This window comes from Bacillus sp. CGMCC 1.16607 (genome assembly GCF_042683745.1).
Classification (GTDB): Bacteria; Bacillota; Bacilli; order Bacillales; family Cytobacillaceae; genus Pseudoneobacillus.
In genome coordinates this window covers 214,785-229,159 of sequence record NZ_JBHUJX010000018.1, presented here as the reverse complement: position 1 = coordinate 229,159, position 14,375 = coordinate 214,785, and the positions used below count along the sequence as shown (strand labels likewise).

The window sequence follows — 14,375 nt, the reverse complement described above, 5'->3', positions numbered from 1 at the left end:
CGTGAAATGGATTGTAAAAAATAAATGGCTCGTCATCATTGCTTGGATTGCAGTGGTAGTAGGCCTATTCATGGTTGCACCGAATATGGCAGACCTTGTACGTGAAAAGGGAGAAATTAAAGTTCCAGAAGGTTACTCATCCACATTAGCGGAGAAAATTATGAGTGACGTCCAAAAAAAAGAGGGAACAGGGGATACAACTCAAGTTGCCCTTGTCTTCCATGATAAGAAAAAACTTTCCGCAGATGAAATAAAGGAAGCGGAAAAGGCGATTCGTCTGCTTGAGAAAAAGAAAGAGGAGCTTGGGATTACCGAAATCCTTACCCATTTTAATGAGAAAAGCTTGAAAGATCAGTTGGTCTCTAAAGATGGAAAGTCCATCTTAGCATCTGTAAGCATTAACATGGAAGGCAAAGAGCCAGCTGACCTAGGAGAAGCCTTATATAAGGCGATCGATCATGTGGAAGTTGACCACTATTATACAAGTGGATGGTTAATTAACGAAGATTTAATGAAAAGCTCCGAAGAAGGATTGAAGAAAACGGAAGGTATTACGGTTGTCTTTATTTTAGCGGTATTATTTCTTGTCTTCCGATCAGTGATTGCGCCAATCATTCCTTTATTAACGGTTGGTTTCTCCTACTTAGCATCACAATCAATTGTATCGATGCTAGTTGATAAATTTGATTTTCCTATTTCAAACTACACACAAATATTTTTAGTTGCCGTTCTATTCGGGATTGGGACGGATTACTGTATTTTATTACTTAGCCGTTTTAAAGAAGAATTGCCGCACAGTGAAAATGTAACAGAAGCGATTGTTAAGACATACCGAAATGCTGGTCGGACAGTATTTTTTAGCGGAGTTGCCGTGATGATCGGTTTTGCGGCCATCGGTTTTTCTAAATTTATTTTATACCAATCCGCAGCAGCCGTAGCGATTGGGGTTGCGCTTTTACTTATTGCTCTATTCACGATTGTTCCTTTCTTTATGGCTATTTTAGGTCAAAAAATATTTTGGCCTTCAAAAGCGAAGGCAGAGCACGGAGATAGTAAGCTATGGGGAGCAGTGGGGAAATTTTCACTTGCACGTCCATTACTTGCCTTAGTAGTCGTTGCAGTTATATGTGTACCGTTTCTTGTTACGTATGATGGAGATATTTCATTCAACTCGTTAGAAGAAATCAGTGGTGACGTTAATTCCATTAAGGCTTTTAATGCAATTTCAGATAGCTTCGGTCCTGGGGAATCCATGCCGACGAAGATTATTTTGAAAAATGATGAAAAAATGGATTCAGCAGAATATTTAGGCTTGGCAGAGAAGATTAGCCAAGAATTAGAAAAGGTTGATTTGGTTGATACGGTTCGTTCTGTAACAAGACCAACAGGAGTACCGATTGAAGACTTCTTCGTTTCGAAGCAAGCACAAAGCCTTGAAGAAGGACTCGGTCAAGGAAAAGAAGGGCTTGATAAAATTAGTGAAGGCTTAAATCAAGCGGGAAGTGAATTATCGAAATCAGCCCCAGAATTACAAGGAGCAACCAAAGGGATTAATGATCTAATTACAGGTACAAATCAAATTAAATCAGGTTTAACTGAGGTTCAAACAAATTTAGCAAAAATTGAAAACGGAATCCGACAAGGCTCCGCTGGTTCTGATGAACTGAAAAAAGGCTTAGCCAAAACAAAAGCTGGCGCAGAGGAATTGTTGGCTGGCTATAACAAGATTCTTAAAGGCTACGAAGATATTGGTGGAAATCTAAATAATCTTAACGTTAAATACAAAGAAATTGGCAATGGCATCACTTCTTTATCGAACGCATTAGCCCAAGTTAAAGGGGAAGATTTCGCCAATTTAGAAAAAAATCATCAAGGATTATCTGCGGATGGTCAGTATCAAAAAATCAAAGGAACTGTCCAGGTTGCTCAGCAGCAAATGGCTCCATTATCAGCAGGGCTAAGCCAATTAAATTCAGGTTTAACTCAAATTACAGATGGTGTTGGTGCGGCTAACACTGGATTTAAGAATGCGATAGGTGGACAGCAAGCGTTAATTACAGGTCTTGAACAATTAATCACTGGAATTGAGAAGCAACAAGCTGGGTTAGATCAGTTAGCAAATGGTCAAGGACAAATTGTTTCAAACATGCCGAAGTTAACAGATGGTTTAGCAGGAATCAGTGATGGACAAAAGAAACTTCTTTCAGGGTTTGGAGATTTGGGCGGACAAATCAATCAATTAACCGAAGGTCTTGGTCAAAGTGCGGAAGGGTTAAATAAAGTTTCTGAAGGGTTAGGCTCAGCCCAAGATTATTTATCTGGATTGACAAATTCAACAGAAATGGATGGCTTCTATTTACCTAAAGAAGTATTAGAAAATGAAGAATTCGATCAAGTATTAAATACTTACTTGTCAGACGATCGTAAAGTGATGACAATGGATGTTATTTTTAAAGCTAATCCGTATTCCAATGAAGCGATTAATCAAGTAAAGGAAATAAAAGAAGCGGTAAAAAGAGCGACAAAAGATACGAAATTAGAGAACGCTGACGTAGCGATTGGTGGAATCACTAGTGTGAATGCGGACTTAAAAAAGGTGTCTGGTGAAGATTATTCACGCACGGTTGTTCTTATGCTACTTGGCATTTCTATTATTCTAGTTTTCTTATTCCGTTCAATTATTATGCCAGCTTATGTTATTGGATCGCTCATCCTAACTTTCTTTACATCGATGGCGATTAATGAGGTAATTTATACTAATATCTTCGATTACACGGGTATTAGCTGGGCTGTTCCATTCTTTGGATTTGTTATTCTCGTTGCCCTCGGCGTTGACTATAGCATTTTCTTAATGGATCGATTTAATGAATATAAGGATCTTTCCGTATCAGAGGCTATGCATATGGCGATGAAGAAGATGGGTACGGTTATCATATCAGCAGCCATCATTTTAGGTGGAACATTCGCTGCGATGATGCCATCTGGAATGCTATCTTTACTACAAATCGCGTCCATAGTTTTAGTTGGCTTACTCCTATACGCGTTTATCGTACTTCCATTGTTTATTCCAGTAATGGTTAAAAACTTCGGAAACGCAAACTGGTGGCCGTTTAAGAGAGCATAATAAATATGGAAATACAAAAGAATTGGTTGTTAATGCCTTTTTATGCTAATCATTATAGAATGATGTTTCAGATTCATGATGCTGCGTTATAAAATAGGATTATACACAGTAATTTTTTCATCTCAAAAAACAGTAGAATTAGCATTATGATTAACAGTTAATTTAGCACATAAAAACGCTTGGAGAAATCTCCAAGCGTTTTTCAGCGTCTTTTTGATTGTCATTTAATGATGTCTTCTTTTAAGGAGGGTCTATTTCTAAATGAAACAATAATAAAATTAAGTATTGATAATCCTACGATGAATAAAAACATAAAAAATGATACAGGGTCTCCACCTATACCTTTTTCATCTGCGATAATCCCTATATCCCACATATACTTTGCAGATAATATTGTACAAATCAAGGACACAATAACCATAAATGCTCTAATTATTAATTTGTGTTTCCCTTTATAAAATATGGAAGCTAACAAAAAAATCATTAAAAGTACAATAAACGAAATCAAAATCGGTCTAAAATCATCAACTATCATTCTACATTCCCCCCTGACACATTTCTTATCTAATTAATTCTATACAATATTTTACATTGAAAATAACGAACTATCTAAGATAAATAAGATATTTCAAATCAAAGACTTTATCAGTTAAACCCAATCTTTGTGCAGGAGTGAGTTCCTTCCCATCAGCTGATTTATAAGTTTCGCAAAAGTTGTAGAATGTTCTTAAAATAGTCAATGCGTATTGAGCATACTTTGGATTGAAATTTGCATAAGACCAAATCGTATTGTGAATTGGTCTTTTATTTACTATGCTATTTTGACTGTTTCTCTACAAAAACTGAACTACTTAGATTTTTCATCGGTTTTTGTTTAATTTTGTTTCAATAAATACTTAATTATTTCTCTGTTGAAAAAAGGTAAATCATTGGGAAGACGTGAAGTAATCAAATTATTATCTATCACTACATTCTCATCTATATAAATACCACCTGCATTTATAAGATCATGTCTTATATATGGATGACAAGTTACCATTCTATCTTTTATAATTTTAGAAGAGGAAATGACCCATCCCCCGTGGCAGATGGCGGCAACCAACTTGTTTTCACTATTTATATTTTGGATGAATTGAATAATTTTGTCGCTAACTCTTAAATATTCAGGTGAATAACCTCCTGGGATGATCACTCCATCGTAATCAGATGAGGAAATTTCTGAAATATCCTTATCTACATTTACAATTAATTCTCCAATTTTCCCCTTATATGTTTTCTTTTCATTAATTCCAATAATATCAATTATTGCTCCTTCTTCTAACAGGCGATAATAAGGCACAAAAAATTCAATTTCATGATAGAATTTTTCTACTAATATCGCAATTCTTTTTCCTTGTAATTTCATTTTATATTCTTCTCCTTTTTATAATAGATTGTATTACAATGAAAATATTACCAATTATTAAAAATGAATACTAAGTAAAAATTCTCTTTCTAATGACTAATTTTTGAGATATTAGGAGCCGATATCCAATGAATATCTATTCATTTAAGCTTTCAAATCTTTCAGTATCGTTGTATCAGGTCAATAAAGATAACCCTTGTGATTTTCATAAGCACGATAAATATTACCAGGTTTGTTTACCTTTAGATCAAAATATTTTTTTGGGGCATAGAACTGACCAAAGAATGATGAACCCAGAAAATAGAATTGTTATAGGACCTGGAGAAGTGCATAGGAAATTTACGAATCATTCTGAAGGACATATGTATATAGTGAATATTGAAGAGGAGTATCTGCTAAATGTATTTAATGAAGTTACAGAATCTACAAATAAAACGATTGAATTTGAAATGTGGAATGTTGGATGTAACTCTAGTTTAATGACAAGTGTTGAGGAAATGACGAAAGCTATGATGCATAACCCATTTGATGTAACTTTACTGGAAGAGTATCAATGGGATATTGTTGTAAATTTACTATCTATACAAAATGGTACCCACAGTGAAAATTGGCTTAATCCTAGATATAAATTAAAATGTCCATCCATAAATCTAGCATTAGATTTTATGCATGAAAATTTTAGGCATTCTATATCACTTGAAGAACTGGTTAAAGCTTCAAATGTTAGTAAATCATATCTTATTAAATCTTTCAAACAAGTTACTGGTTTTACACCACATCAATACTTACTAAATATTAGACTTGATTATACTAAGAGATTATTAATGGAAACAAAATTATCCATCACTTCAATTGCTATGGATGCAGGCTTTGGAAGCTTTAGTACCTTTGAAAGAGTATTTAAGAAACGATTCAATGTAAATCCAAAAACATATAGAAAGAAAATATAATAGAAATGAATAAGGTAGTTTTGGGGGATATTAAAATATCATTCCCCTAACTACCTTTTATACTAATATATGCTGTTCAAATTTTTCTTTTGTTAATAGATAATAATCATATCCTTCAAAGTATTCATCTTCTTTAGACATATTTTTTAAGGTTGAAGTAGATGTAAATCTTATTTTTTCTAGTATCTTTAAGGAGGGAGTATTATCAGGATGAACGGTTGTAACGATTTCATTTAATCCAATAATACGGAATCTGTAATCAGAAACGGAAATAGCAGTTTCCTTAGCTAACCCCTTGACACGATATTTTTCAGAAATTCCATAATATAATTCAATTTTACTAGAATTTAAATCATAGGGGCCAAGTCCGCAATATCCAATTAATTGATTATCTTCTTTAGAGAAAATGACAAGGTTAAATTTATAGATTTTTTCAGGATTGTTCTTCGAATTACAGTTGATCGACCATTCAATTATCCTCTTTACACCTTCTCTTGTTGGAATTTCCTCAGGTACGTACTTATAGAAATTAGGCTCTGAAACAACCTCATACAGAGCATCAACATCATCAAGTTGATAGGGTCTAATAATCAGTCGGTCGGTCTCTATTTTTGCATTTATAAACATTTTATTCCTCATTTCATATTAAAATAGGTCTTCCTAATTTAGGAAGTTCTTTTTTTATATAAAATAAGTTGATATCCAAAACAATAAAAATATTTAATTTTATTTAATATTTAACTTTACTTAACTATTAATGGTTGTTTATAATAAAAATAAGAGGTGGTTAAAGTTGGAACAAGATTTAGCGATGATTTGTCGGAAAATTGTAGATTACTCTAATGCATTAAGTTCCCTCTTTTTAGAGGATTATAAAAAGCTGTTTACGAATGAATTTGCAGAGTTATCAACGAAACAAAAGGTGATCTTAGAACTGCTCAGGGTCCGTCCTCGCACCGTAAATGAAATCTCCCAATATTTTTCAGTTACAGCAAGCGCGGCCAGTCAACTAGTATCTAAACTTGAAAAGCAAGGGTATGTAAAAAGAGAAATTAACCCTGAAAATAGACGTGAAATTATTGTTCATATCGGTATAAAGGGGCAAGAGTATAACCAACTTGTTGAAGAAAATCAATTGCATCTAATTGAAAAGTATTATGCTAAGCTGTCGAAGGAAGATATAGAGAAACTATTAGATATTCATGAAAAACTATACAAAATTGCGGTAGAGACACAAAACATCGATTAAAGAAATTTTTTTAGTTAATAGTTAAGTAAACTTAATTATTAAATCAAATTAAATGAGGTGGAGATACAAACTGAAAGACTTAACGGTTCCATTAACGGATGGTAGAAAAATAGGATATATTGAGTATGGTGATAAAGAGGGTACTCCAGTCCTATTTTTTCATGGTACACCTGGTTCGAGACTGATGTTTTTGGATGATGATGAGATATCTAAATCTTTAGGAATACGGCTCATTTCACTTGATCGTCCTGGGTTTGGAATATCGGACCCAAAACCGAATCGTACTTTATTAGATTGGGCAGATGACGTGAAGGAAGTAGCTGATTATTTAAAGCTTGAAAGGTTTTCAGTCATCGGTGTTTCTGGTGGAGGTGCATTCGCAGCGGCATGTGCGTATCGACTTGCTGACAGACTTCATACTGCAGCGATTGTTTCAAGTGCTACACAGTTTGTTAATGGGAAGGCCCCAAAAAATATGATGAAGGCAAATAAAATCTCCTTTTTCTTAGCAAGAAAAGCTCCTTGGCTTATAAAAGCAAGTTATCGGTCGACAAAGAAATTGATTGAAAACCAACCAGAAAAGTTTATGAAAATGAATAAAGACGGAAATAAGCATTTAAATGAGTGGGACCGGCAATTTCTGCAAACTGAAGAGCAACTACAATCATTGATGATGCATTTAGGAGAGGCGATTAGAAATTCTGTTGATGAATGTGTCAATGAACCTGCCTTACTGACAAAACCTTGGGGGTTTTCTTTAAAGGATATTCAAATTCCAGTTGATGTCTGGCATGGTGAGGAAGACATAATGGCACCTGTAGATGAAATGAAAAAACTAGCTCCGACCATCCCTAATTGTCAGACACACTATATTCCAGGTGCAGGACACTTCCTGGCGGATGACGAAGAAACATGGAAAAACATCTTGAACACCATCTTAAAAAGAACTACTTTAACACACTAAAGCATTGGGGGTCAGTCCCCCAGTGCTTTAATGCGCTAAATATAATGAAAAGCAGGGTACAAAAAAGGATTTGTTTCGCTATAATAGATGGAGATGCCAAATGAAAGAGGGGAATTTTATGCAGTTTCGTGTTTCTGTGGTTCAATACCATCTCCATACGATTTATTCCTTTGAGGATTTTGCTAAGCAAGTGGTGCATTATATAAAAACAGCTGAGGAATATGGTGCGGATTTTATTTTGTTTCCTGAGTTTTTTACAACACAGCTTATGTCCATTGGAGACGAAAATGGACAATCCTTAACGATCCAAGACCTGCCTAATTTTACTGAACAATATCGATCATTATTTATAGAGCAAGCGAAACGAACAGGGATGCATATTATTGGGGGAACCCATGTGATTCGTAAGGGTGATAAGCTTTTTAATGTTGCCCATTTATTCTATCCAGATGGTAGAGTGGCAGAGCAAGCGAAGCTTCACATCACACCAACTGAAGTGAATGAATGGAATATGTCCGCTGGTGATGGGCTTGAGGTATTCGAGACCGAAAAAGGAACAATCGCAATGTTAACTTGTTATGACATCGAGTTTCCTGAAATAGTTCGCATGGCAAAAGCGAAAGGAGCCGATGTTATTTTCTGTCCATCCTGTACAGATGATCGTCACGGATTTCATCGGGTTCGATATACGAGTCATGCAAGAGCAATCGAGAACCAAGTGTATGTTGTGACCACAGGTACAGTAGGTTCCCTTCCAACAGTCGATTTTATGAGAGCTAATTTCGGTCAGGCTGTAGTGATCACGCCGAATGACATTCCATTTCCTCCACAAGGTATCATGGTAGAAGGCGAAATTAATCAAGACATGATTGTCACCGCAGACCTTAACTTGGAACTTCTATATAAAGTTCGTGAGAGTGGCTCCGTCACAACCTGGCGTGATCGAAGAAGCGATTTATATCCAGATTGGGAAAAGGAATTGACTAAAATATAAGGGTGGGGTCAATGTGTATCGAAAAGAATTCTATGTTTTCGACCAAGACAAACCGGTTCAAGCCGTCATCCGAAACTATGCCAAAAAGGACTTTGCAAGCTTAATTCAGATTCAACAGGAATGCTTTCCGCCACCGTTCCCATCTGAGCTTTGGTGGAATGAAGATCAATTAAATAATCATGTTCACCTTTTTAATGAAGGGGCTTTATGTATCGAAGTTGATGGTGAAATTGTCGGTTCTATTACGGGGCTACTCATTAATTACGAACCCGATCATCCAGACCATACATGGGAAGAAATAACCGATAACGGTTATATTCGAAACCATAACCCTGAAGGCAATACCTTATATATCGTTGATATTAGTGTTCGTCCATCTTACCGCAAGCTCGGTTTAGGCAAATGGCTCATGCAATCCATGTATGAAGTCGTAGTGCATTTAGGATTAGATCGATTACTAGGCGGCGGAAGAATGCCTGGCTATTTGAAAAAATCGCGGGACATGACACCCGAACAATACGTCAAATCGGTTGTAAAAGGTGAAATAAAGGATCCAGTCTTGACCTTTTTACTCCGTTGCGGCCGAACACCGGTAAAAGTGGTGCCTCATTATTTAGAAGATGAAGAATCCTGCAATTATGGAACCTTAATGGAATGGAAAAATCCATTTAAGTGATAGAAAAGGAGAATGCTAGAATGGAATTTATTCGAATTAACAATATTGAAGATCCGTTGTTTAAACAAATGCATCAATTAATGCAAGATGTGTTCCCACCTGAGGAAGTTCTAGAATTTGATCTTTGGAAGGAGCCTTTAGAAGATCCAGGAATCCGTGTATTCGTTGCTGTACATGAAGGAAAAGTGGTCGGTGCAACGGAGTATCGTTATTATGAAGACTTTAACGTGGCAATGACTGATTTTACGATTATTGGTCAAGCGGGTCTTGGCATTGGGCCGTTTTTAGCAGGGAAACGTGCAGAGGATTTACAATCTTTGGCTACTGCTAACGGTAAAAAGCTATTTGGTATGTTCGCAGAAATCTATAATCCATACCAAGTCGATCATTATGAATTTGGTGGCGTAAAGCCGATGGATCCTTATGTTCGTCGTGAAGTATTATCACACTTAGGCTATCAACGTCTCGACTTCCCGTATGTTCATCCTTCTTGGAATAATGACGGTGAGGCTGTATCAGGTCTAGACCTTTCATTCCTTGTCATGGAAGAGGGCGTGAAAGAATTAGATTCAGAGCTTATTGTGAAATTTTTGAAACGTTATTATGCTGTTTTATCCAATAAGCCACAAGCTTGGCTGGAAATGATTGAAGATTTAGGGGCGAAAGATAAAGTAGAGTTAAAGCCACTTTAAAATAGCAAGAGAAAGATCCTCGAGGCTCTAAAGTCTTAAGGATCTTTTTTTCAATTTTTAGCGATTAGTAATCTCAGCCAAAATTTCAAACGATCTCAGTCTTTCCTTATGATCAAAAATATTGGCATTGACCATCATTTCATCTGCCCCTGTTATATCTAAAAACTGTTGGAGTTTCTCTTTAACTGTTTCAGGGCTACCGATAATCGAGGAACCTAGCTGCTGTTTCAAAATAGACTTTTCATATTCGCTCCAAAGGGTATCGATATTTTCCACTGGTGGCTGCAGCTGACTAGGCATATTACGAATTAGGTTCAAAAATAGCTGCTGCAAAGAGGTTGCGAGATAATGTGCTCGTTCATCCGTATCTGCAGCGATAACATTTACTCCGACCATAGCGTATGGTTCTTGTAATACTTCCGAAGGACGGAAGCTTCGGCGGTACAATTGTAGGGCTGGTAGAGTATTATCTGGAGAGAAATGGCTGGCGAAGGCAAACGGCAAACCAAGTTGACCAGCCAATTGTGCACTAAAACCACTTGATCCCAATAACCAAATAGGTATATTTAGTCCTTCACCAGGGATAGCTCTTACCGGCATTTTCTTAGTAGGGTTAAAATAGTTGCGCAATTCATCTAGCTGTTCAGGAAAATCCTGTCCATCACTCCTACGATCCCTTCTTAATGCATGTGCAGTCAACTGATCTGTACCAGGCGCACGACCAAGTCCAAGGTCGATTCGACCAGGAAAGAGACTTTCTAACGTACCAAACTGTTCAGCAATCACAAGTGGCGCATGATTCGGCAACATTATTCCACCCGAGCCAACACGAATCTTCGAAGTCCCAGTTGCCACATGCCCAATCACAACAGATGTTGCAGAACTAGCAATTCCAGGCATATTATGATGTTCTGCTAACCAGTAACGGTTATATCCCCACTTTTCTGCATGTTGAGCTAGATCAAGAGTATTACGTAAAGAAATAGCTGGTGATCCTCCGACGGTTATCGGAGCTAGATCAAGTACAGAAAATGGAATGCTATGCAGTTGTTTTTTATTGTTAAGTGTCAATTGAATCCACTTCTTTCATAAACAAAATTTAATTATATTTTATCAATATAACTTTATGAAACAAAATATTCTGCTCTTCTAATGAAACATCAATCATTTTCAACCGTACATAGAAATAGTAAAACATAATTGGGGGATCATGATGACATCTGAAAGTAAATCATATCGAATATGGAAGGTACTGTCCTTTGCCTTATCACTAGTTGTACAAGTTTACTGGTATAAATTTCGAAAAAAATCAGCTACTGACTGGGAAAGATTATGGGAGAAATTAGGCCGGCAATTTCGACAAATGCTATTTGAATTAAAAGGATTGCTCATAAAGGTCGGACAAATCGTAAGTATTCGTGCGGATCTTCTTCCAAGTAGCTTTATTAAACAAATTGAGGATTTAGTCGATCAAGTTCCACCATCACCTTGGGAAGAAATTAAGAAGGTTTTGGAAAAAGAGTGGAATGGGTCGATTGAAGATAAGCTCCTCTCCATCGAGACGAAAGCAGTGGCGTCCGCTTCCATCGGTGAAGTGTATCGTGGAGTGTTAAAGGATGGAACAAAAGTAGCTGTGAAAGTGAGGCGACCTTCCAGCCAATCTATTATTCAAACAGATTTTCGAACGTTATCAATCATTATTTGGTTTGCTCATTATTTTGCCCCCGTTCCCAAAGGGTTTATTAGCTTTAAAAAATTGTATCTAGAAATAAAGCAAGTGATCGAAAGGGAGTTGGATTTTAAAAAAGAACTGGAAACCGCGGTTCAATTTCAACAGCGTTTTCACTCCTTTCAATGGCTAAAGATCCCTACTGTTTATTCAGAACTTTCTACCTCTCAAGTATTAGTAATGGAGTGGATCGATGGTGTCAGAATAACGGATGTGGAAGCACTTGACCTTCATCATATAGATCGACATGAATTAGCTCAAAGATTATTTCGCGTTTTCCTTCCACAATGGTTAGAAGCGGGAATGTTTCATGCAGATCCTCATTCAGGAAATGTCTTAATGAAATCGGATGGAACAATCGTTTTACTGGACTTTGGGATGGTAGGAGAGATTTCGAAGCGAGATGCGGCTAATTTTCAAAACCTACTAGAAGCGATATTGTTAAAAAATTATTCTAAGGCAGCGGAAGCTTTTTTAGACTTGGGCTTTTTACTTCAGGGAGCAGATTTAAAATACATTGAAAAATTACTAGCAGAAGTACTATCATTTGATCTATCCCAACTAAAGGAAATGGATCTATTTGCTGTCCAAAAGCAAATGAATGATCTAGTTAAATCGCTTCCCGTTCAAGTACCGACTCGTTTTGTATTTTTAGGACGTTCATTTATGACAATTGAAGGCATCTTCTTTACCCTTTGCCCTGAAAAGGAGCCGCTTGACATTATTAAACCAGCATTTATGGATTGGCTCAATCATAGTGATACGAATAAATGGAAGTTGTTTTTAAAATGGATTCATTCCCAGCCAGTTTTCGGGCTGTTTCATTCTGTAACTGATTTAATCAAAAAACCCCAACAATTACTTGAATTAAAAGAAATACAGCAGCAAAGAGAATTTCAGTTTGCTATTTTTGAAAATCAAAAAAAGCAAAGTTATTACTTAGGAGTAGTGGGAATTGTAGGAACCTTCTCTGGTTTGCTTTTACACCATTCCCTGATCTGGAAAGGTTCGATTGGATTATTGGGTATCTCTTTCGTGGGGTATGTTATTTGTAGCATGAGACAAGGAAAGTGGCTGAAAACATTTCAAAAATAAAAAATATAAAAGAAGTAGTCTGTATTTTTTGCAGGCAACTTCTTTTTTTATAAACTGATTTCTTGAAATTAGAAAATCCCTCCAATTATTTTGTTTAAATCCTCACCTGGTTGTACAGATTAAATACTATTACTAAAGAATTGCGGTGAGATCAATTGCTTACCTTTGCATTTATATTAATCTTTTCGCTGCTGACTGTCTTAATTGGAATCATTGATTTATTTTTTTTTCATAAGACGTGGGATCAATTTTACCATTCGGTTTTGTCGTTACAATTTGGTACAAGGAAATGGTGGGTTTTTTTCGGTCTTTTTGCGGGTCTTTTTTATTCGGTCATAGGAGATTACAAGAGGTTGAAAGCTAAAAGAGAAGTTTCGAAGGGAACTTAAGTGGAGCGTAATTTGGATGGAAAAACTTTCTTTGTGGCAGTTTTTTTTATTAATATTTATTTTTGAAACAGGGTCTGCGATTGTGGTCGGAATTGCTGGTGAGGCAAAGCAGGATGCCTGGATTGCTATTTTACTTGCTACATTTATTGGGGTTTTTCTCATCTTATTTTATTTTATGATCGTGAAAAAAGGTGATTATCGAAATCTATTTGAGATTATGGAATATTGTTTTGGAAAATACGTAGGCAAGGCTATCATATTCATTTATATCACTTATTTTTTTTATCTTTCTGCCCGTGTTTTACGTGACTTTGGCGAACTAATGGTTTCGACTATTTTTGAAAAAACGCCTGTTGAATTTTTGAGTTTAACGATTATGTTGCTCATTGCCTATATATTATTTCTCGGTATAGAAGTACTTGGCCGAATGTCTGAAATTTTTATTCCCTATATCGTGATGTTTCTGTTATTTGTTGGACTCGGGATTCTCTTGTCAGGTGAAATTGAATTATCTAATCTGCAGCCTGTTTTAGGAGATGGTGTTATGCCGATTTTGAAGACAATCTTCCCTAGTCTAATTGGTTTTCCATTTGGTGAATTGATCGTCTTTACTTTTATTATTCCCATCGTTTCCAATTTGAAAAAGGCAAAATTAGTTGCCATGATATCCGTATTCTTAAGTGGCATCCTTCTTGTTTATACGGTGGTGATACAAATTGGAACCCTTGGTGTGAATATACGGAATCGCTCCAATTTTCCTATGTTATCGGCAGCACGGGAAATTTCCTTATTGAACTTTATTGAACGAATTGACTTATTAATTGTTTTTATTGTCATGTTCGGAATTATTGTGAAGATATCAATATTTTTCTACGGTGGTCTTATCGGTTTAGAAAAATTATTTCATTTACCCTATCGAAAATTCGTTGTTCCGATGTCGTTAATGATTGCTTATTTTTCGATTGTGATTAGTACAAATTTTGCCGAACATATCGAGGAGGGACTGAAAGTGGTTCCTCATTATTTACATTTGCCATTGCAAATGGGTGTACCGCTTCTAATCCTACCTATTTTATTTATGAAGAAAATAAGATCATCACGGTGATAA

General features: G+C 36.0%; 13 protein-coding genes. 9 read left to right on the top strand and 4 right to left on the bottom strand.

Annotated features, from left to right (window positions below; translation table 11 throughout):
* The first annotated feature begins 1 nt into the window (after nucleotide 1).
* Nucleotides 2-3,124 carry an MMPL family transporter gene (locus ACFSO7_RS11375; RefSeq protein ID WP_377877419.1) on the top strand — a complete coding sequence of 1,041 codons (3,123 nt, stop codon included), beginning with the start codon at nucleotides 2-4 and terminating at the stop codon, nucleotides 3,122-3,124.
* A gap of 220 nt (nucleotides 3,125-3,344) precedes the next feature.
* Here the strand turns inward: ACFSO7_RS11375 and ACFSO7_RS11370 are convergent, their stop codons facing one another.
* A complete protein-coding gene (locus ACFSO7_RS11370; protein WP_377877417.1) occupies nucleotides 3,345-3,659 on the bottom strand; it encodes a hypothetical protein in 315 nt (104 codons plus the stop codon).
* A 339-nt stretch (nucleotides 3,660-3,998) separates the two neighbouring features.
* Nucleotides 3,999-4,529, bottom strand: a complete 531-nt coding sequence (locus tag ACFSO7_RS11365) for a type 1 glutamine amidotransferase domain-containing protein (RefSeq protein ID WP_377877415.1) — start codon at nucleotides 4,527-4,529, stop codon at nucleotides 3,999-4,001.
* 128 nt (nucleotides 4,530-4,657) lie between these two features.
* Here ACFSO7_RS11365 and ACFSO7_RS11360 point away from each other — a divergent pair, with 128 nt between their 5' ends.
* On the top strand, nucleotides 4,658-5,479 hold the full coding sequence (locus ACFSO7_RS11360) for a helix-turn-helix transcriptional regulator (protein WP_377877413.1): 822 nt from the start codon (nucleotides 4,658-4,660) through the stop codon (nucleotides 5,477-5,479).
* 57 nt (nucleotides 5,480-5,536) lie between these two features.
* Here ACFSO7_RS11360 and ACFSO7_RS11355 read toward each other — a convergent pair whose 3' ends face one another.
* Nucleotides 5,537-6,106 (bottom strand): GNAT family N-acetyltransferase, encoded by a 570-nt coding sequence (locus ACFSO7_RS11355; RefSeq protein WP_377877411.1) that lies wholly within the window; start codon nucleotides 6,104-6,106, stop codon nucleotides 5,537-5,539.
* Nucleotides 6,107-6,272: 166 nt separating this feature from the next.
* Between ACFSO7_RS11355 and ACFSO7_RS11350 the strand changes: the two genes are divergently transcribed.
* From ACFSO7_RS11350 to ACFSO7_RS11330, 5 genes are all read left to right on the top strand, one after another.
* Entirely contained in the window at nucleotides 6,273-6,728 is a 456-nt protein-coding gene (locus ACFSO7_RS11350; RefSeq protein ID WP_377877409.1) for a MarR family winged helix-turn-helix transcriptional regulator, read from the top strand.
* Nucleotides 6,729-6,780: 52 nt separating this feature from the next.
* Nucleotides 6,781-7,692, top strand: coding sequence for an alpha/beta fold hydrolase (locus ACFSO7_RS11345; protein ID WP_377877407.1), 912 nt, complete (start codon nucleotides 6,781-6,783; stop codon nucleotides 7,690-7,692).
* A 118-nt stretch (nucleotides 7,693-7,810) separates the two neighbouring features.
* Nucleotides 7,811-8,686 carry a carbon-nitrogen hydrolase family protein gene (locus ACFSO7_RS11340; RefSeq protein WP_377877406.1) on the top strand — a complete coding sequence of 292 codons (876 nt, stop codon included), beginning with the start codon at nucleotides 7,811-7,813 and terminating at the stop codon, nucleotides 8,684-8,686.
* 13 nt (nucleotides 8,687-8,699) lie between these two features.
* The gene (locus tag ACFSO7_RS11335; RefSeq protein ID WP_377877405.1) at nucleotides 8,700-9,362 is read left to right on the top strand and encodes a GNAT family N-acetyltransferase; all 663 of its coding nucleotides are present in this window, start codon (nucleotides 8,700-8,702) and stop codon (nucleotides 9,360-9,362) included.
* A gap of 20 nt (nucleotides 9,363-9,382) precedes the next feature.
* Nucleotides 9,383-10,054, top strand: coding sequence for a GNAT family N-acetyltransferase (locus tag ACFSO7_RS11330; RefSeq protein ID WP_377877404.1), 672 nt, complete (start codon nucleotides 9,383-9,385; stop codon nucleotides 10,052-10,054).
* 57 nt (nucleotides 10,055-10,111) lie between these two features.
* Here ACFSO7_RS11330 and ACFSO7_RS11325 read toward each other — a convergent pair whose 3' ends face one another.
* Nucleotides 10,112-11,125 carry an LLM class flavin-dependent oxidoreductase gene (locus ACFSO7_RS11325; RefSeq protein ID WP_377877403.1) on the bottom strand — a complete coding sequence of 338 codons (1,014 nt, stop codon included), beginning with the start codon at nucleotides 11,123-11,125 and terminating at the stop codon, nucleotides 10,112-10,114.
* Nucleotides 11,126-11,267: 142 nt separating this feature from the next.
* On the opposite strand from ACFSO7_RS11325, the gene ACFSO7_RS11320 reads away from it, so the two are divergent.
* The gene (locus ACFSO7_RS11320) at nucleotides 11,268-12,878 is read left to right on the top strand and encodes an ABC1 kinase family protein (RefSeq protein ID WP_377877402.1); all 1,611 of its coding nucleotides are present in this window, start codon (nucleotides 11,268-11,270) and stop codon (nucleotides 12,876-12,878) included.
* 405 nt (nucleotides 12,879-13,283) lie between these two features.
* Nucleotides 13,284-14,372 (top strand): GerAB/ArcD/ProY family transporter, encoded by a 1,089-nt coding sequence (locus tag ACFSO7_RS11315; protein ID WP_377877401.1) that lies wholly within the window; start codon nucleotides 13,284-13,286, stop codon nucleotides 14,370-14,372.
* The last annotated feature ends 3 nt before the right edge of the window (nucleotides 14,373-14,375 follow it).

Bases quoted from the DNA above. Each gene is read 5' to 3' on its own strand.
- ACFSO7_RS11365 (WP_377877415.1), bottom strand. From the start codon at position 4,529: ATGAAATTACAAGGAAAAAGAATTGCGATATTAGTAGAAAAATTCTAT.
- ACFSO7_RS11315 (WP_377877401.1), top strand. From the start codon at position 13,284: ATGGAAAAACTTTCTTTGTGGCAGTTTTTTTTATTAATATTTATTTTT.
- ACFSO7_RS11370 (WP_377877417.1), bottom strand. From the start codon at position 3,659: ATGATAGTTGATGATTTTAGACCGATTTTGATTTCGTTTATTGTACTT.
- ACFSO7_RS11330 (WP_377877404.1), top strand. From the start codon at position 9,383: ATGGAATTTATTCGAATTAACAATATTGAAGATCCGTTGTTTAAACAA.
- ACFSO7_RS11360 (WP_377877413.1), top strand. From the start codon at position 4,658: ATGAATATCTATTCATTTAAGCTTTCAAATCTTTCAGTATCGTTGTAT.
- ACFSO7_RS11340 (WP_377877406.1), top strand. From the start codon at position 7,811: ATGCAGTTTCGTGTTTCTGTGGTTCAATACCATCTCCATACGATTTAT.
- ACFSO7_RS11320 (WP_377877402.1), top strand. From the start codon at position 11,268: ATGACATCTGAAAGTAAATCATATCGAATATGGAAGGTACTGTCCTTT.
- ACFSO7_RS11345 (WP_377877407.1), top strand. From the start codon at position 6,781: ATGAGGTGGAGATACAAACTGAAAGACTTAACGGTTCCATTAACGGAT.
- ACFSO7_RS11355 (WP_377877411.1), bottom strand. From the start codon at position 6,106: ATGTTTATAAATGCAAAAATAGAGACCGACCGACTGATTATTAGACCC.